Here is a 16,768-nt window from a genome sequence, read left to right on the forward strand (position 1 = left end):
CGGCTCGCCGGACGAGTCATCGATCGGAGACGGTGACGTCGGCCCAGAGCAGCCGTTCGTTCTGACGGATTCCGTTCCGCGCGTACATCGACACCGAGCGCTCGGAGGCGTGGACGCTCACATGCTCGGCACCACGCGCTCTCGCCGATTCCTTGACGGCATCGACGAGTGCGCCGCCGACTCCTCGGTCGCGATGTCGTGGCAGCACGTAACACGACTGCAGGTCGCCGGAGCATCGTTCGAGGTGACCGACGCCTGGAACCCGCGGAGTCAGCGCGAGCCACGCCATCCCGATCATCTCGCCGTCATCGTCGAGCGCGACGTGGGGCACGTGGGTCGAACGGTGCTCACGGGCCCACCGCGCCGCCTGTGCGACGAACTCGTGCTCGTCGCCCGGGGCCGGACCGCCGTTCTCGATCGCCCACAGCCAGCGCAGCCGGACGACGGCCTCGAGCTCAACCTCGTCCGCAATTCGGACCGTGAAACCGGGGGAGTGGGGCATGCGTCGACCCTATGAGGCCTTGTCGGGTGAGGGATGCACCGCGCCGTGGGTCGGGCTGCACGATCCGCCCCCGCGATCGGGAGGGTCCCCATGATCGCAACGTCGATGTCGCCAGCCATGGTCGGGAGCCCAAGCGACCCGAGGCGTCGGGTAGGGATGCTCCCAGAGTTCGACGTGGGCTCTCGTGCCTGAGCAAGTTCGACGTGGATGCGACTGGCAGTCCGTTCGCCACATCCACGGCGTGATTGTGGATGCCTGCGACCACGCCGCCGAGCACGGTGACGATCACGAGGTTCAGGATCGCCCACGATCGAGGCGACGTGAGTTCACGCCAAACTGTGAAGGTGACTGATTTCGAGGACCTGCTCACCGCGGAGGCGGCGCCTGCACCTCGAGTCACTCGGTAAAAGGTACTGGTTCTCGCCTCGCGCATCGCACTTCTTCTCTGCCTGCCCATCGCGGTGTTCAGTTGGGCTGCAGCAGAGTCGTCGACGTCGTTGCTCCTGATCGGAGACGTCTCCGGTGTCCAGGTCGGCATCGTTGCGGGCATGGTCGCCGTCGTCGCGCTCCTCGGACTTCTGTGGAACACGTCGTCGAGCAACCGGTGGCTCATCGTCGCGATCCCCGGCAGCGTGGGAGCGGGCCTGGTCCTGATTCTCGCCCTCGTCTTGCTCCCGCTCACTGGAGTCACGTCCACCCCGGTCCAGGTGGACCGATGCCCGACCGGCTACGTGGCCATCGAGCGGCTCGGGGGCGTCGGCAACTTCGTGGGAGTTCGCGAGGGCACCCGGATCATCAAGGCGCACGAGTACTGGGCGGACGACTTCGGCATGCCGTTCTCCAACGGAACGGCATCGGTCAGCGTCGGCAGCGGCGCGATCGACATCGCGTACCCCGGTGGACCCGGGTTCTCACTTCCGGTCCTTGCAACATCCACCTGCGCCGATTGACGGGTCGGCGCAGCCGAAGCGACACCGCTGACTGGGGGAGCAGGTCTGGGAGAGGACCGGTGAGGCTGCGGGTGCCGGCCGATTCCGACTCAGCGCGCGGTTGCCGGCAACGCAACGCCGTAGCGTGCGGCGACCCGCTCGAACTGGGCGAACAGCCTCGGCCAGCGTTCCTCCTGGCCGAACCCAGCTTCGGCGACAGCGAGCTGATCGGCCATGCGTACGGTGTCGCCCGTCGCACACCACCACGCGAACAGCTCGAGGTCGAGGCCGGATCCCGCCGAGCGCATCGCCGCGACGAGGGCCTCGGGTCCGTCCAGCGCGACGAGATGTTCGTCGACCTCGCCGAGCGCGTGCTGCAGCGCTTCGGCCAGCGGCGCGTCATCCCAGTCCTCGAGGTCGACCCATTGACCCGGCCACTGCACGACCTGCTCGAAGCGCCGACGGTAGGGCGGTGTCACTTTCGTGGGGTCGTCGGGCACGACGGTGCCGACCGCGCGCGCGAACGCCGGCACGTAGGCAGCGAGCTCGACGTAGAACCGGAGGTGGTCGGGAGCGTTGCCCTGGCTGCGCTGCAGCGTGATCCAATGCACGGCGGCGTCGGTGCGCCGCACCCAGCTGAGCTTGCGCTTTGCGTAGCCGCGCGACTTCAACAGCGGCGCCACGGTGTCGCGGACGAGGGCGTCGAAGCGGTCGTCGAGCTCAGACATGCCGGCCACTCTAACGGACCTGTGGCCGTCGCTTCGCGACAGACGCGCGAGCCGTCAGCGTCGATCCCTTCCCGCTCAGCGGATCACGAGCACGTGCCGGGCCGCCACATGAGCGCGCGAGCGGTGATAGCCCCTGCGGGGGAGACGATAGCCGCGGAATCCTGCTGTCACCGTTCATGCGATGATCACGGTGGACTCTCCCGCAACCCGCCCGAAGGAGTACCGGCGATGACCGAGCCAGCAGCAGCCGTGCTTCTGAACGGTTCGTCAGGTGTCGGAATGTCCCGCACATTGTCAGAGCTCGGCGCGCTGCTGGGGGAGAGGCGTGCACCGCACGCCCTCATCGATCTCGATTACCTCACGCTGTCGTGGCCGCGACCTCGAGATGATCCCTGGGGCGGCAGGATCGCGCGCGAGAACCTCGCCGCGGTCGCCGCGAACTACCGCAGGAGCGGTATCGACCGGATCGCGATCGCCCACGTGTTCACCGACCGGGCGCATCTCGACGGCTGCCGCACGGCTCTGGGCGCGGCGTCCGCGGCGGAGATCCCCGTAGTGCGCCTGCGCGCGTCGCGGCACGTCGTCGAGCCGGGTACGAGGAACTCACGAGCGCACTCGACGAGGCTGACCTCGACGATCATGTCCTCGACGTCGACACTCTGACTCCGCGAGAGGTCGCCGAGCACGTTGCCGATGTCGCGGGTTGGTGACCGCGGGGGAGCGCACAGAGAAAGCCGTTACCGCACCATCTGAGCGTCGGTGATCATCGGCGCGGCAGGGTCGGTGTGCTCGATGCCGTCGAACTCGAATCCGTTGCGGAGATAGAAGGCGATTGCGCGGGGGTTCTCTTTGGCGACCCAGAGCATGGCCGGCCCGTCTCCGAGCGTTGCGTCGAGCAGTGCCTGCGCTGCGCCGGAGCCATAGTGGGATGCTGCGAGGTAGATCGAATAGAGGTGGCGATCGCGCGGTGGTTCGTTGCCTGCAAGATCGCGACCCGGTCCCACCCATGCGAAACCGATGATCGACCCACCGGTCTCCGCGATGCGGACGACGGCGTCGTCGTTCGGGTGGGAAAGTATGTGGTTCCACATCTTATGACGGCCGGCGATGTAGTCGTCGGTGAAGAAGTCATCGGGAAGGAGATGTGTGTACGCCTCGCGCCAGGTCGACACGTGAAGATCGGCGATCTCGGCAGCGTCGGCCACCGAGGGCTCTCGAATGGTGAAGTCCACCGGCTCATCGTGCCAGATTCGCAGTCGGGGGGGTAGTCGCGAAACGACGCGGTGTCGATTCACCCGTTACCAAACCGGCCGCGGCCACGAGAGCGCGCACGATGGGCCAACTGATGGAGGTCGAGGGGAGCGGCCCCATCCGCATCAGCCGTGAGGCTGTCACCCTTGAGTTGACATAATGTGCATTATCGGCGGTCTCTCGTTCGAGGACGTCATGCCCGGATCGCCCGGTACTTTGGGTCCATGGGCGATGACGCGGCGCAGCGCGGGCCGAGTTCTCCGGTCCCGCCGCGCGAGGTTCTTCGGCAGCCTGCGTTCGCGCTGTTCTGGAGCGCCGCAACGATCCGTGCATTCGGCGGCGCCATCGCCGGAGTCGCATTCCAGGTGCTCATCGTCACGATTCTCGACGCGACGCCCATCCAGATCAGCATCCTGAGCGCACTGGGCGTCGTCCCGTACCTCTTCTTTGGGTTGATCATCGGCGCTCTGATGGACCGCTGGCGGCGCCAACGCACCCTGGTCGTCACCAGCGTCGGGCGCGCACTCGTCCTCGCGGCCATCCCGGTGCTGCTGCTTACGGGAACGCTGAGCTTCTGGTCGCTGGCTGCCGTGGTTCTCACGTTCGGCGTCCTCACGCTGTTCGCCGATTCGGCGGCGCAGCCGTTCCTGCCGCGGATCGTTCCTCGCAGCTCACTCGTGTCTGCCAACGCCCGCCTCAGCCAAAGCGCGACCGTCGCCGACACCGCTGGACCCGCGCTGGGCGGGGCCCTGCTCAACCTCGTCGGCGCACCGATCCTGTTCGCGTTCGAGGCCATCATCAACGCCGTCGCGGCGATGCTCCAGGCGCGCATCAAGATCGACGAACCCCGCGCCGCGTCGCGTCCGCCAGGACGCCACATCGGCCACGAGATCGCGGAGGGAATGCGCTACACCTATCACCATCGGACCCTCCGCCCGCTGGCGATATCGGTACACACGTGGTTCCTGGCCAACAGCATCGTGTCGACCGTCACCGCCGTCTTCGTGCTCCGGCAGCTCGCCATGCCGGCATGGGCGTACGGCATCACACTCGCGTTCGGGGGCGTCGGAGGATTCATCGGTGCTCTCATCGCGCCACGAGTCGGTGCTCGGATCGGAGCGGGCCGGGCGATCCTCCTCGGCCGCGCGCTGGTCATCCTCCCCTGGCTCGCCCTCGCCGTCCTCCCGCTCACCGCGGGCAGCTCGATGGGCGTCCTTCTCGCGGTCGTCTCGGCGGCGCAGTTCGTCTACTGCTTCGCGATGGGGATCGAAGACGCGAACGACATCGCGTACCGCCAGGCGGTCGCTCCCGACGACATCCAAGGGCGCATGAACTCCACCATTCGCACGATGAACAGAGTGGTGTACTTCTTCGGCGCGCTCCTCACCGGAGTCCTCATGACGCTCCTGGGGTACCAGCTGACGATCGGCATCGGAGCCGGGATCTTCGCCCTCGCCGCACTCGTCGTCCTCGTGTCACCGCTTCGCGACGCACGACACGAGGACGCCTCTGTGCTCGACTCCGCGTGACGTCGATCAGCGCCCTCGGCTCGCTCGGGATCACTCCGCGAGCTCGCGGATGAACAGCATCTGTGCGACGATCACCCGTTCGGATGGTGTGATCGCGATGTGTGCCACAGTTGCCACTGTGGCCTGCTCCTCAGGCGGTCGCTCGTCGATGCACGCTGCGGGGATCACCGGCGTGCCGCGGCGCGTGCCCGGCAGCAAGGACGGACTCAGAGGAACTCGGTGACGAAGATCAGCACGGTAAGAGGGATACAGGTCGACGGCGGATGGAGTGTCGACTCCAATGCGTTCATCGACGAGCGCTACAGCGCACAGGAGGTGCCGTTCGATGACACGGTGCTGTTCTCCGCGGTGAACGGGATCACCGGAGTGTCGATCTCCATCTCATACGAGAACGCGGCCATCGGCTATTCGCTCGAACAGATTCAGCTGTCGAGAGCGGCAGGCAGATGGACGTACGACGAGACAAGAAGTATCCACACAACGATCGCAACCGGCCACGACATCGAGGCGATCTTCGGCCTCCTTCCCCAGTTCCTCAATCCGCTCGGCAAGGACCTGATCCCCCTCCGACTCTCCAGTTGGACAGTGATGGTCAACAATCTGACCGAAGCGGAGACTGAGCACCGCGACGTGGAACTGATCTTCTCGGCGACGCGAGGGAAGCTCTTCATAGACGTCACCTACACCCGAGGCCAAGCTCTGCCATATTGCGCCTACATGGGGCTTTCGAGGCATCCATACACCGAAGTCACGTACATGCTCGATAGGCCGACGATCACGCACAAGGTGATCCACGTGAAGGAGGCGGGCGCCGTCTCTGCGTTGATCGATGATCTGCTGACCGGACTCGAGCCCTACTACGCCAGCGTCACCTGACATCCGGATGCTGCGGTTTCGCTGACCCGGCGCAGGGCAGCGATCAGCACACCGTCATTCCGCGAACTCGCGGATGAAGAGCGTCTGCGCGACGATCATCCGTTCGATCTCCTTGGGGTCCACGGACTCGTCGGACGCGTGGATGCGCGCCTGTGCCGTGTCCTCCGCGCCCCACAGCACGATCGCCGCTTCCGGCGCGATCGTCTTGAACGACGCCACGAGTGGGATCGAGGCCCCGCTTCCGATCGACTCGACCTCCGCACCGTACGCCTCACGCAAAGCGTCCTCCGCGGCGACGATCGCCGGGTGGGACTCGTCGACGGCGAACGGATGCCCCACCTTGACCCTTTCGACGACCACGTCGCAGTTCCACGGACGCTGGGATCGCAGGTGCGCCATGAGCGCCTCCAGCTGCGCATCGCCGTCGGAGCCCGGGATGATCCGCATCGAGAGCTTCGCCTTCACCTCGTTGAGCAGCACGTTGGAGGCCTCCGTCGTGTTCGGCAGGTCCATGCCGAGCACGGTGACCGAAGGCTTCGCCCAGACACGGTCGGACAGCGAGCCGGTGCCGAGGAATTCGACGCCGGGCAGGATCGCCGAGCCGGCCCGGTACACCGCCTCGTCCATCTCGGCGCCGTCCCAGTGCCCGCTGTCGACACCCGGGATCACGGTGTCGCCGTTCTCGTCGTGCAGCGTGTCGAGGATGCGGATCATCGCCGTGAGGGCATCCGGTGCCGCTCCCCCGAACTCCCCCGAATGCACCGGATTCGCCAGGGTGCGCACCGTCACCGTGCATGCGACGTCACCCCGAAGGGCCGTCGTCAGACCAGGACGCCCGGGTGCCTGCGGGCCGATGTCGGCGATCACGTACGCGTCGGCGGCGAACATCTCGGGGTTCGCCTCGACGAAGGCCTCGAGGTGCGAGATCGTCTCCTCCTCCCCCTCGACCAGGATCTTCACGCGACACGGCCGGTCGGCGCCGAGGAGCTTCAGCGTCGCGTAGTGGATGACGAGCCCCGACTTGTCGTCTGCTGCGCCGCGTCCGTAGATGCGGCCGTCGTCCTTGGTGACCGGCTCGAACGGTGCGCTCGACCACCCCTGGCTCTCAGGAGCCGGCTGGACGTCGTAGTGCGCGTACAGCAGCACCGTCGGCGAACCTTCCGGCCCGGGCAGGTCGGCGAACACGCACGGGTAGCCGCCCGGGACATCGACGAGCGCCACGCCTGTCGCGCCCGCCGCTTCGAACAGGTCGACCACCGCCTGGCCCATCTTGTGCACCGGCTCCGGGTCGAATCCGGGGAACGCGATCGACGGGATGCGGACGAGCCCTTCGAGGTGCTCGATCACTTCCGGCATGAGTGCCGCGGCAGCCTCCGCCGTCGCAGATGTGTCGGACATGGTTGCTCCTTTCCGCGCACGGGATCGTGCGCCATGGATGCCGGGATCTCGCGCCCGCTCAGGCGGGGATGATGAGCTGAATCAGCAGGCCCGCGCCCACGACCGCGACCCACGAGACGAGCATCGGGATGGTGAACGAGTGCCACACCGGCACCTGCGTCAGCTTGGTCGATCCGGTCTGGTCGGTCTCGACGGAGGCGATCTGCGAGCCGTTCGCGGGGAACAGCCACACGCCGATGAGGGACGGCCACATCGCGGTGATGATGCCGGCGGGAAGCCCGGCGGCCAGCGCGATCGGGATGATCGTGTTCGTCGTCGCCGACTGGCTCGTGGTGAGGCCGGCCACCAGGAACAGCGCGACCGCCAGCAGCAGCGGGTTGGTCTGGATCATCGCTCCCAGCGGTTCGATGATCGTCTCCTCGTTCGCCGAGATGAAGGTGTCGGCCATCCATGCGATGCCGAACAGCGCGACCGCCGCGACGTATCCGGCACGCAGCAGCGGCTGCTCCACCACTGCCGAGGGCTTGACCTTGCGCACGAGGATGATCACCAGCGCCACGGTGAACATCACCATCTCGATGACCGGCGACATGCCGATCGGCACGAGCTCACCCTCCTCGTTGGGGAACGCCGGGCGCAGTGACGGGAACAGGCCGAGGGCCACCACCAGGAGCGTGCCGGCCACGAAGATCCACGCGGCGGTCGCACCGCCCGGGGGCACCGGATGCTCGATCGGCTTGACCTCGACATCCGCTCCCCCGCCGGAGGTCTTCGTGGCGGCCGCCGTCGTGCTCGCGCCGCTGACCTTCGCCGTGTACGCGGCCTGGAGCGGAACCGGCACCTCGACGACGCCCTCCTTCACGCGCTTGAGGAACACCGGGTCGTCGACGAGGTCCTTGCCGACGCGCTGTTGGATCAGGGACGTCACGATGCAGGCGACGATCGCGGCGGGAACGGTGACGGCGAGGATCTGCGGCAGCCCGTACCCCGTGCCGTCCATGAGCACGAGATAGGCGGCCATCGCCGCCGAGACGGGACTAGCTGTGATGCCGAGACCCGAAGTGACGGTCGACGCTGCGAGCGAGCGCTCGGGCCGCTGGCCGTTGCGATACGCCGTCTCGTAGATCACCGGGATCAGCGCGAAGAAGATGTTGGACGTCCCCGACAGGACGGTGAACACGAACGCGACCAGCGGCGCGACGTACGTGAGCCGTCGCGGATTGCGCTGGATGATCTTCGAGGCGATCGCGACCAGGTAGTCGATGCCGCCCGCGGCCTGCATGGCGGAGGATGCCGTGATCACGGCGATGATGATGAAGAAGGCGTCGACGGGCGGCGATCCGGGTTCGAGACGGAAGACGAAGACGAGGATCGCGGTGCCGACCACGCCCCACAGGCCCAGCCCGATCCCCCCGGTGCGGACGCCCATGACGATCGCGCCGATCACCACCGCTGCTTGCAGAACGACGACCGCGATCTCCATCGGAACCTCCGAAGTCAACTGCTCCTGCGCCGACCATAGCGACCGGCCGCGTCGCCGTCGAGAGGCATGCCGACCGCGGTATTCGTCGGCGGCGGACCGCTGCTCAGGAGGTGCGGCGCCTCGGCCGAAGCGGGATCAGACGACCCACGCACCAGCGCGCATGAGCACCCGGCCCGCCAGTTCGTCCGACTCCCGCCAGGCCTGGATGCGCGTCGGACGCAACGTGATGAAGACGTAGCCGTCGAGCCCTCGCGGGTCCCAATCGGCTTGGCCGGCGTACGCCGCGCCGAGCACCGCGTCCTCATCGACGCCTGTCGCCCCCTCGACCACGGCGTCGATGATCGCCACGTCCCGTGTCGGCCCGACAGCCAATCGCGCCGTCCCCGAGGTCCCGAGATTGCGTGCGGTCACCGACGCGCCGTCGAGCGCGATCACCACACGGTCGCCGATCCACGCGAGCGACAGCGGCACCAGATGCGGCGCTCCCGCGGCCGATGCCGTCGCCACCCAGACGTCGGCGGCGGGCGCGGTCAAGGCCGCGAGCAGATCGGCCTTGCGTGTCGAGCGGTCGCGGGGTTCAGGCATCCGTGGCTCCTTCGTGTCGGCGCGTGCCAGTCTGGCAGAGCCCGCCGACGTCGATCAGCCGCGGACGATCTCGCGCAGGGTGCCGATCACCAGGCGTACGCCGCCCGCCTCCCGCAGCACCGTGACCAGGGTGTGCGTGCACGAACGGCAGCGGACGATCGCCGCGGACTCGTCCAGTTCCACCACCGTCTCGGCCAGGGGCGCCGCCGCGCCGCAACCGCCGCAGACGCCGATCAGCGCGGTCACGTCGACGCCGAACACGTCCCACAGCATCCCGGCCGCGGCGTTGCCGTCGACCGTGCTCGCCGCGATCTCCGCTCGCATCATGCACCTCCGAAGCGTTCGGTCCTGATCCGCGCCGACGGATGCCCGAGCCCGACCAGCGCATCCGCGACATGCTCGACGAACCCCGTCGGCCCGCACACGTACACGATCGGCGACTCCGCCGGCGTCCAGACGGCCTCGCGCAGCGCGGCTTCGTCGATGCGCCCGACCGCACCGGGCCAACCCTCGGGCGCCGCACGGGTGTAGCGCCAGGTGACCGCCACTCCCCCATCTGCGGCGCCGCGCTCCAGCTCGTCGCGATATATCGCGTCTTGCTCCGTGCGCACCGAGTACAGCAGGCGGACGGATGCCGCGGCTCCGGCATCCCTCGCTGCACGCGCGATCGCCACCAACGGCACGATCCCCGACCCGCCCGCGATGAGCTGCACCGGCACCTCTCCCCCGACCCGCCACACGAAGTAGGCGCCGAGCGGGCCCTTGACCTCGAGTTCGTCGCCGGGCAGCACGTCGCGCACGAGGTAGGGCGAGACCTCGCCCGCGGGGATCTCGTCGACCGCGAGCTCGATCGTCTCTGCCTGACCATAAGACCCCAACGAGTACGAACGCACCGCCTGATACCCGTCTTCGGCCGTGAGCCGCACATCCACGTGCTGGCCGGCGTCGTTGCCCGGCCAGCCGGGCACCTGGAGCCGCAGGATGCGCGCCGACGGCGTGGCGGTCGTCGCGTCGACGACCCTGGCCGGCCGCCACCCGCCGACGGTCACCAATACCGCTCCTCGGTCCACGGGTCGCCGTGCATGTTGTAGCCGTTCTGCTCCCAGAAGCCGGGCGCGTCGTCATCCATCAGAGTGAGCCCGCGCACCCATTTCGCGCTCTTCCAGAAGTAGAGGTGCGGCACGAGCAGGCGCGCGGGACCGCCGTGCTCGGGATCCAGCGGCTCTCCCTCGAACTCGAACGCGACCCACGCCCTGCCGTCACGCAGCTCGTCCAGCGGGATGTTCGTCGTGTATCCGCCGTAGGAATGCGCCATCGCGTACGAGGCGTCCGTCTCGACGGCATCCAGCAGCGTATCCAGCGATACGCCTCGCCACGACGTGCCGAGCTTCGACCAGCGCGTGACGCAGTGGATGTCGGTGTGGACGTCGTCGATCGGCAGGGCGAGGAACTCGTCCCACGTCCATGACACGAGGGAACCGCCCTCGCTGCGGATGGCGAAGCTCCACTCGTCGGTGTCGATCCGCGGTGTCGGGCCCGCCGACAACACCGGGAAGTCCTCGGTCAGATACTGGCCCGGCGGCAGCCGCGGGTCGCTCTCCCGGCGATGCGCACCGAAACCTCTCGAGATGACGGCCATGACCCCTCCTCCCGCGCCGGATGCGCAGGATCACGCTAGCGCCGCGGGGTCCGCGCGCGCGAGAGGCTTCGGGCAACACACGTTCACGGTCGCCCCGATGTTCGACATGAGGTCTAGGCTTTACCCGCATCACATACAGGGAACTCTCAGAAAGGCCCCCACATGTCCACTGCATCCGAAGCCGAGAAGTCGGCCGTCAACGGAATCCGCACGGCGCTCGGCGTCGGCGGCGTCCTCGCCCTCATCGTCGGCATCCTGATCCTGGTGTGGCCGGCGAAGACCGCCGCGGTCGTCACGGCCATCATCGCGATCTACGCGATCGCCGCCGGCCTCGTGTACGCCGGCCTCGGCATCTTCTCGAAGACCAAGGGCGGCTGGGCGCGCGTCGGACACATCGCGCTCGGCGTGCTGTTCATCATCGCCGGCGTCGTGGCGCTGTTCAACCTCGGCCAGACCACCGCGTGGCTGGCGCTGTTCCTCGGCATCCTGATCGGCATCATGTGGATCGTCGAGGGCATCGTCGCGCTGTCGACGCTCGGCGACGCGTCGTCGAAGGGCTGGTCGATCTTCTTCGCCATCCTGAGCATCATCGCGGGCATCATCGTGCTGTTCGCGCCGATCTGGGGCGTCGTCGTGCTGTGGTGGATCCTCGGCATCTCGCTGATCGTCCTCGGCATCATCAACATCGTGCGCGCCTTCACCTTCAAGGGCGACATCTGATCCTCATCGGATCGAAACGGAAGGCCCCGGGAGCGACTCGCTCCCGGGGCCTTCCTTGTGGTCTGCGTGTCAGCCGACCGGCAGATGGCGCTGCCACCAGTCGAGCACGGCGTCGAAACGCTCGACGCGGTGGCGCGGCTGGCCCGAACGGGTGAGCTCGTGGTTCTCGCCGGGGAACACCAGCAGCTCCGCCTCGGTGCCCTGACGCTTGAGCGCCGAGTAGTACCGCGTCGCCTGCTCGAGCGGGCACCGGAAGTCCAGCTCGGAGTGCATCACCAGCGTGGGCGTCGTGACCTGGCCGACGACCGCCATCGGGCTCTGGCGCGCGATGTCGTCGGCGGAGATGCCGACATACTCGTCGCCGAAGAACGACCCGATGTCGCTGGTGCCCTGGAACGACGTCGGCTCGAGGAAGCCCCGTTCCACGATCGCGCCTGCGAAGCGGTGGTCGTGCGCGATCACCCACGCGGTGAGGTATCCGCCGTACGAGCCACCCTGGACGCCCACGCGATCGCCGTCGAGACGGGGATCGTCGGCGATCGCACCCTCGAGGATGTCGATGACATCCGCGAAGTCGACGGTGCCCATCTGCTGACGGATGCTGCGCCCATGCGCGCGCCCATAGCCCGCGGAGCCGCGCGGGTTGGAGTAGACCACCGCGTAGCCTGCGTCCACGAGCACCTGCGTTTCGTCGAACAGGTGGACCCCGTACGACGCGAACGGTCCGCCGTGGATCTGGAGGATGACCGGGAACGGCCCCTCGCCGTCCGGAGTCGCGACCCAGCCGTGGACGGGGTACCCGTCTCGGCCGGTGACGGTGAGCTCGCGCGGGAGGGCGATCCCGGATGCCGCGGCCGCCGCGCCGAACGCCGTCAGCGTGTGCGCTTCGCCGCCGTCGACGAGGACCAGCTCGCCGAACGAGTCGGCGCGGGCGAGGGAGGCCACGATGCGCTCGCCGCCGACGGCGTGCCCGCCGACCTCGACATCACCGCCGAGCAGCTCGGTGATCGCGCCGTCGCGGGCCACGCGCAGCAGGCGCGCGCGGCCGCGGGTGCGGTCCTGCACCAGGAAGCCGTCGCCGTCGACGGTGAGGTAGCCCTCGCCGAGGTCGATCGTGTCGGCATCCGTGACCGCGCGTGCGGCGCCGTTCTCGAGCAGCCACAGCCCCACGCCCGGCGCGATGAAGTCGACGCCGTCGCCCACCTCGTGGGCGAGCACGCCGATCGTGCCGTCGGAGGCGACCGCGAGGTCGAACAGCGACAGCCCCGCGTCGGCCCCGAGCACCTCGCGCTCGCCCGATCCGTCGACGGCGACGGCGACGACGCGGGTGCGCAGGTCGCGGCGCGCCGGCTCGATGGCGTCGAGCACGGTCAGCAGCTCGCTGCCGTCGGCGGAGAAGACGATGCCGCCGTGCGACGTCGAGCCCTCGGTCAGCCGGCGAGCCTCGGCAGCCACCACGGTCTTCTTCGGCGGCGTCGCGTCGTCGGGGCGCACCGCGGCCGCGGGCTCGTAGAACGGCTCCGCGTCCGGCTGCGGCGCGGCGATCACGAAGAGGTGCGCCGGCCGGTCGCCGATGTACCCCATGCCGTTGGAGTGCCACCGGATGCCGGTGATGTGACGCGGCGCCTCGGCCGCGGCATCCAGGCCCTCGACGCTGCCGTACCGGCCCTTCTCCGGGACGCGCGCGAGGTAGGCGAGGGTCGCGCCGTCGGGCGACCACGCATAGTCCTCCATGCCCAGGACGGCGTCGGTCGCCTGCACCGGCTCGCCGCCGGCGGCATCGACCACGTGCACCTGCGGCTTGCCCTTCGCGTCGCCGCGCACGAACGCGAGGCGCGTGCCGTCGGGTGAGAGCTTCGGCGCGCCGTCGGCGATGCCGCGCGTCAGGCGCCGAGGCGTGCCGTCGGGCAGCTCGACGCGCCAGACCTGCCCGACCGCGCGGTTGGCGATGATGTCGGGGCGCGAGGTCGCGAAGACGGCGAACGAGCCGTCAGGTGCGACGTCGGGCCGCCCGACCGAGATCAGCGTCTCGATGTCGTGTGCCCGCATCGGTTACTCCGCCCCGAACGACGAGACGTCGCCGACCAGGCGCGTGTTGTCGGCGGGCACCGGGTCGACCGCGGCGGCGGCCACCTCGGCGGCGAACTCCGACACGTTGTAGAGCTTGCCGGCGTCGTCGCGGCGGGCGGCGATCGCGCCGGGGTTCGCGCGCTCGAGGAGCGTGGCGGTGATGGTGCCCTCGATCATGTCGCCCGAGACGACGACGAACTCGACGCCGCGCTCTGCCAGCGCCGGGATGCGCTCGCGGAGGGCGTCCTCGCCCGCGCGCTTGGACAGCGCGACCGGCTCGTACTCGGGCATCGTCGGGGTGGTGCGGATGAAGTGCGCCTGGTGGCTCGTGACGAAGACCACGCGCGAGCCCTCGCCCAGCAGCGGCAGCGCCGTCTCGAGCACGCTCACCTGGGCGTCGCGGTTCAGCTGCAGCGCGTAGTCCTCGGCCATGCCGGACTCCATGCCGCCGGAGGCGTTGAGGACGAGGATGTCGAGCCCGCCGAACTCCGTCTTGACGGCGTCGAACATCGCCTGCACGGATGCCGGGTCGGTGAGGTCGGCGCCGACCACGAGGGCCTGCACACCGAGCTCGCGCAGCTCGGCGGCGAGCTTCTCGGCGCGCGGCGCCTTGTTGCGGAAGTTGATGACGACGTTCGCGCCGGCCTCGGCGAGATAGCGGACGGTGTCGGCGCCGATGCCGCGCGACGAGCCGGTCACGAGCGCGGTCTTGCCGCTCAGGGCGCCGGCGGGAATCGGGGTGGAAGTCTCAGTCACGAAACGACCCTACCTGCTAGGTTCGAGGCAAGAGGAGGCGCACCGTGGAGCTCATCCAGACCATCGAGCAATGGGCGTGGATCGGCTGGATCGTGCTGATCCTGGCCTTCTGGGCGATCGAGATGCTGACGCTCGATTTCACCTTCCTGATGCTCGGTGTCGGCGGCCTCGCCGGCCTCGCGTCCGACCTTCTCGGCGCCCCGATCTGGCTGCAGGTCATCATCGCCGCGGCCGTCGCCGCCGTCCTGGTGCTGTTCCTCCGGCCGCCGCTGCTGCGGCGCCTGCGCCGCGGCGAGGATCCGACCCCCTCCAACGTCGACGCGCTCGTCGGCCTGGGCGGCGTCGTCGTCTCGTCCGTCGGCGCCCACGGCGGCCAGGTCAAGCTCGCCAACGGCGATGTCTGGACGGCGCGCGCCGAGACCGGCGACCTCGAACCCGGCGCACGTGTGCGCGTCAGCCGCATCGACGGCGCGACCGCGATCGTCCGCTCCGACTCACCCGACATCCCCCTCACCATTACGGAGGACCCGCAGGCATGAACGACTTCGGCTCAGCCATCCCCACAGCGATCGGTTGGCTCCTCGCGATCGCGGTCTTCATCTTCGTGCTGGTCGTCATCGTCCGCTCGATCCGCATCATCCCGCAGGCCAGCGCCGGCATCGTCGAGCGCCTCGGCCGCTACCACAAGACCCTCAGCCCCGGGCTGAACCTGCTGGTGCCGTTCATCGACCGGCTCCGCCCCCTCATCGACATGCGCGAGCAGGTCGTCTCGTTCCCCCCGCAGCCGGTGATCACCGAGGACAACCTCGTCGTCTCCATCGACACCGTCGTGTACTTCCAGGTCACCGACGCACGCGCGGCGACGTACGAGATCGCCAACTACCTCGGCGCCGTCGAGCAGCTCACCACGACGACCCTGCGCAACGTCGTCGGCGGCCTGAACCTCGAAGAGGCTCTGACCAGCCGCGACGAGATCAACGGCCAGCTGCGCGTCGTGCTCGACGAGGCCACCGGCAAGTGGGGCATCCGCGTCGGACGCGTCGAGCTGAAGGCCATCGACCCGCCGCTGTCGATCCAGGACTCGATGGAGAAGCAGATGCGCGCCGAGCGCGACCGCCGCGCGCTGATCCTCACCGCCGAGGGCACCAAGCAGTCCGCGATCCTGACCGCCGAAGGTCAGCGGCAGGCCGAGATCCTGAAGGCCGAGGGCGACAAGCAGGCCGCCGTGCTGCGGGCCCAGGGCGAGGCGGAGGCGATCCAGACCGTCTTCAACGCCATCCACGTCGGCAACGCCGACGACAAGCTGCTCGCCTACCAGTACCTGCAGACCCTGCCCAAGATCGCCGACAGCGCGTCGAGCAAGCTGTGGATCATCCCGAGCGAGTTCACCGAGGCGCTCAAGGGTCTCACCGGCTCGTTCGCCGGCGTGATGACGGATGCCGCAGCAAAGGGCCGCACGCCGTCCGCGGGCGGATCGGCATCCGGCGGGGCGATCACTCCCCCGACGCCCGCTCCGTGACGCACCCCTGGTTCCAGGGCGTCGCGACACCGCGCGTGCTCGCGCACCGCGGCCTCGTCACGCCCGAGGCCGCGCGCACCGGGATCGTCGAGAACTCCTTCGCGGCCGTCGCGGCCGCTCACTCCGCGGGTGCCCGGTACGTGGAGTCCGACTGCCATCGCACCGCGGACGGCGTCATCGTGCTCTTCCACGACGACGACCTCTCCCGCGTCACCGGCGACCCCCGCAAGGTGGCCGAGGTGTCCGCCGTCGAGCTCGAGCACCTGATGGCCGACCGCGGCGGACTCATCACGCTCGCGCAGGCGCTCGACGCGTTCCCGACGGTGCGCTTCAACCTCGACGTGAAGGCGAAGGATGCCGCGGTCGCGGTCGGGACGACGGTGGCGCCGTACGCCGACCGGGTGCTGGTGACGAGCTTCTCCGACGAGCGTCGTCGCACGGCGCTGACAGCGGCGCACGCCGCGAGAGGCGGCATCCGTCCGGCGACCTCCAGTGGCCGGGGTACGATCGTGCGAGTGCTCGCGGGGGTCGCCGCGAGATCGGACCGGCTCGTCAGGCAGGCGCTGAGCGGCGTCGACGCCCTGCAACTACCCGAACGGCAGGGAGGTCTGCACATCGTTACCCCGCGCCTCCTCGCCGCAGCCCACCGCCACGGCGTCGAGGTGCACGTGTGGACCGTCAACGACCCTGACGACATGGTGAGGCTGGTGCGGATGGGCGTGGACGGCATCGTCACCGACCGCGCCGACCTCGCCCTGGCCGCACTCGCATAGCGCACCCGGG

Annotated in this window: 19 protein-coding genes; 8 read left to right on the forward strand and 11 right to left on the reverse strand. The window is 68.9% G+C overall.

Annotated elements, in window-relative coordinates; translation table 11 throughout:
- Window positions 1–16 precede the first annotated feature (16 nt).
- Window positions 17–502 carry a GNAT family N-acetyltransferase gene (locus AC1DDU_RS17315; protein ID WP_477436252.1) on the reverse strand — a complete coding sequence of 162 codons (486 nt, stop codon included), beginning with the start codon at window positions 500–502 and terminating at the stop codon, window positions 17–19.
- 497 nt (window positions 503–999) lie between these two features.
- Between AC1DDU_RS17315 and AC1DDU_RS17320 the strand changes: the two genes are divergently transcribed.
- A complete protein-coding gene (locus AC1DDU_RS17320) occupies window positions 1,000–1,452 on the forward strand; it encodes a hypothetical protein (protein ID WP_477436254.1) in 453 nt (150 codons plus the stop codon).
- 89 nt (window positions 1,453–1,541) lie between these two features.
- Here AC1DDU_RS17320 and AC1DDU_RS17325 read toward each other — a convergent pair whose 3' ends face one another.
- On the reverse strand, window positions 1,542–2,159 hold the full coding sequence (locus tag AC1DDU_RS17325) for a DUF4304 domain-containing protein (protein WP_477436256.1): 618 nt from the start codon (window positions 2,157–2,159) through the stop codon (window positions 1,542–1,544).
- Between the two features lie 228 nt (window positions 2,160–2,387).
- On the opposite strand from AC1DDU_RS17325, the gene AC1DDU_RS17330 reads away from it, so the two are divergent.
- The gene (locus AC1DDU_RS17330) at window positions 2,388–2,822 is read left to right on the forward strand and encodes a hypothetical protein (protein WP_477436258.1); all 435 of its coding nucleotides are present in this window, start codon (window positions 2,388–2,390) and stop codon (window positions 2,820–2,822) included.
- Window positions 2,823–2,896: 74 nt separating this feature from the next.
- Here AC1DDU_RS17330 and AC1DDU_RS17335 read toward each other — a convergent pair whose 3' ends face one another.
- Complete coding sequence (locus tag AC1DDU_RS17335) at window positions 2,897–3,391, reverse strand: N-acetyltransferase family protein (RefSeq protein WP_477436260.1); 495 nt, start codon at window positions 3,389–3,391, stop codon at window positions 2,897–2,899.
- Window positions 3,392–3,634: 243 nt separating this feature from the next.
- Between AC1DDU_RS17335 and AC1DDU_RS17340 the strand changes: the two genes are divergently transcribed.
- The gene (locus tag AC1DDU_RS17340; RefSeq protein WP_477436262.1) at window positions 3,635–4,939 is read left to right on the forward strand and encodes an MFS transporter; all 1,305 of its coding nucleotides are present in this window, start codon (window positions 3,635–3,637) and stop codon (window positions 4,937–4,939) included.
- Window positions 4,940–5,158: 219 nt separating this feature from the next.
- A complete protein-coding gene (locus tag AC1DDU_RS17345; protein WP_477436264.1) occupies window positions 5,159–5,815 on the forward strand; it encodes a hypothetical protein in 657 nt (218 codons plus the stop codon).
- A 54-nt stretch (window positions 5,816–5,869) separates the two neighbouring features.
- On the opposite strand, the gene AC1DDU_RS17350 is transcribed toward AC1DDU_RS17345, so the two are convergent.
- From AC1DDU_RS17350 to AC1DDU_RS17375, 6 genes are all read right to left on the reverse strand, one after another.
- Window positions 5,870–7,213: a M20/M25/M40 family metallo-hydrolase gene (locus AC1DDU_RS17350; protein WP_477436266.1), complete on the reverse strand. Its 1,344-nt coding sequence runs from the start codon at window positions 7,211–7,213 to the stop codon at window positions 5,870–5,872.
- Between the two features lie 58 nt (window positions 7,214–7,271).
- The gene (locus AC1DDU_RS17355) at window positions 7,272–8,696 is read right to left on the reverse strand and encodes an anaerobic C4-dicarboxylate transporter family protein (RefSeq protein ID WP_477436268.1); all 1,425 of its coding nucleotides are present in this window, start codon (window positions 8,694–8,696) and stop codon (window positions 7,272–7,274) included.
- A 135-nt stretch (window positions 8,697–8,831) separates the two neighbouring features.
- Window positions 8,832–9,281 (reverse strand): pyridoxamine 5'-phosphate oxidase family protein, encoded by a 450-nt coding sequence (locus tag AC1DDU_RS17360; RefSeq protein ID WP_477436270.1) that lies wholly within the window; start codon window positions 9,279–9,281, stop codon window positions 8,832–8,834.
- 54 nt (window positions 9,282–9,335) lie between these two features.
- Entirely contained in the window at window positions 9,336–9,608 is a 273-nt protein-coding gene (locus tag AC1DDU_RS17365; RefSeq protein ID WP_477436272.1) for a DUF6510 family protein, read from the reverse strand.
- A complete protein-coding gene (locus AC1DDU_RS17370) occupies window positions 9,605–10,330 on the reverse strand; it encodes an FAD-binding oxidoreductase (protein ID WP_477436877.1) in 726 nt (241 codons plus the stop codon). The genes AC1DDU_RS17365 and AC1DDU_RS17370 overlap by 4 nt, the downstream gene beginning before the upstream one ends.
- Entirely contained in the window at window positions 10,327–10,920 is a 594-nt protein-coding gene (locus AC1DDU_RS17375) for a sulfite oxidase-like oxidoreductase (protein WP_477436274.1), read from the reverse strand. The genes AC1DDU_RS17370 and AC1DDU_RS17375 overlap by 4 nt, the downstream gene beginning before the upstream one ends.
- 162 nt (window positions 10,921–11,082) lie before the next feature.
- Here AC1DDU_RS17375 and AC1DDU_RS17380 point away from each other — a divergent pair, with 162 nt between their 5' ends.
- Window positions 11,083–11,640: an HdeD family acid-resistance protein gene (locus AC1DDU_RS17380; RefSeq protein WP_477436276.1), complete on the forward strand. Its 558-nt coding sequence runs from the start codon at window positions 11,083–11,085 to the stop codon at window positions 11,638–11,640.
- A 69-nt stretch (window positions 11,641–11,709) separates the two neighbouring features.
- On the opposite strand, the gene AC1DDU_RS17385 is transcribed toward AC1DDU_RS17380, so the two are convergent.
- Complete coding sequence (locus tag AC1DDU_RS17385) at window positions 11,710–13,689, reverse strand: S9 family peptidase (protein ID WP_477436278.1); 1,980 nt, start codon at window positions 13,687–13,689, stop codon at window positions 11,710–11,712.
- A 3-nt stretch (window positions 13,690–13,692) separates the two neighbouring features.
- Window positions 13,693–14,466: an SDR family oxidoreductase gene (locus AC1DDU_RS17390; RefSeq protein WP_477436280.1), complete on the reverse strand. Its 774-nt coding sequence runs from the start codon at window positions 14,464–14,466 to the stop codon at window positions 13,693–13,695.
- 44 nt (window positions 14,467–14,510) lie between these two features.
- Between AC1DDU_RS17390 and AC1DDU_RS17395 the strand changes: the two genes are divergently transcribed.
- The 3 genes from AC1DDU_RS17395 to AC1DDU_RS17405 are packed head-to-tail and all read left to right on the forward strand — an operon-like array spanning window position 14,511 to window position 16,758.
- Entirely contained in the window at window positions 14,511–15,005 is a 495-nt protein-coding gene (locus AC1DDU_RS17395) for an NfeD family protein (protein WP_477436282.1), read from the forward strand.
- Entirely contained in the window at window positions 15,002–15,985 is a 984-nt protein-coding gene (locus AC1DDU_RS17400) for an SPFH domain-containing protein (RefSeq protein ID WP_477436284.1), read from the forward strand. The genes AC1DDU_RS17395 and AC1DDU_RS17400 overlap by 4 nt, the downstream gene beginning before the upstream one ends.
- Window positions 15,982–16,758 carry a glycerophosphodiester phosphodiesterase family protein gene (locus AC1DDU_RS17405; protein ID WP_477436286.1) on the forward strand — a complete coding sequence of 259 codons (777 nt, stop codon included), beginning with the start codon at window positions 15,982–15,984 and terminating at the stop codon, window positions 16,756–16,758. Before AC1DDU_RS17400 ends, AC1DDU_RS17405 begins: the two co-directional genes overlap by 4 nt.
- Window positions 16,759–16,768: the final 10 nt, after the last annotated feature.

The organism is Microbacterium sp. 05T445 (assembly GCF_056395865.1).

Bases quoted from the DNA above. Each gene is read 5' to 3' on its own strand.
- AC1DDU_RS17315 (WP_477436252.1), bottom strand. From the start codon at position 502: ATGCCCCACTCCCCCGGTTTCACGGTCCGAATTGCGGACGAGGTTGAG.
- AC1DDU_RS17325 (WP_477436256.1), bottom strand. From the start codon at position 2,159: ATGTCTGAGCTCGACGACCGCTTCGACGCCCTCGTCCGCGACACCGTG.
- AC1DDU_RS17330 (WP_477436258.1), top strand. From the start codon at position 2,388: ATGACCGAGCCAGCAGCAGCCGTGCTTCTGAACGGTTCGTCAGGTGTC.
- AC1DDU_RS17340 (WP_477436262.1), top strand. From the start codon at position 3,635: ATGGGCGATGACGCGGCGCAGCGCGGGCCGAGTTCTCCGGTCCCGCCG.
- AC1DDU_RS17350 (WP_477436266.1), bottom strand. From the start codon at position 7,213: ATGTCCGACACATCTGCGACGGCGGAGGCTGCCGCGGCACTCATGCCG.
- AC1DDU_RS17355 (WP_477436268.1), bottom strand. From the start codon at position 8,696: ATGGAGATCGCGGTCGTCGTTCTGCAAGCAGCGGTGGTGATCGGCGCG.
- AC1DDU_RS17360 (WP_477436270.1), bottom strand. From the start codon at position 9,281: ATGCCTGAACCCCGCGACCGCTCGACACGCAAGGCCGATCTGCTCGCG.
- AC1DDU_RS17365 (WP_477436272.1), bottom strand. From the start codon at position 9,608: ATGATGCGAGCGGAGATCGCGGCGAGCACGGTCGACGGCAACGCCGCG.
- AC1DDU_RS17375 (WP_477436274.1), bottom strand. From the start codon at position 10,920: ATGGCCGTCATCTCGAGAGGTTTCGGTGCGCATCGCCGGGAGAGCGAC.
- AC1DDU_RS17380 (WP_477436276.1), top strand. From the start codon at position 11,083: ATGTCCACTGCATCCGAAGCCGAGAAGTCGGCCGTCAACGGAATCCGC.
- AC1DDU_RS17385 (WP_477436278.1), bottom strand. From the start codon at position 13,689: ATGCGGGCACACGACATCGAGACGCTGATCTCGGTCGGGCGGCCCGAC.
- AC1DDU_RS17400 (WP_477436284.1), top strand. From the start codon at position 15,002: ATGAACGACTTCGGCTCAGCCATCCCCACAGCGATCGGTTGGCTCCTC.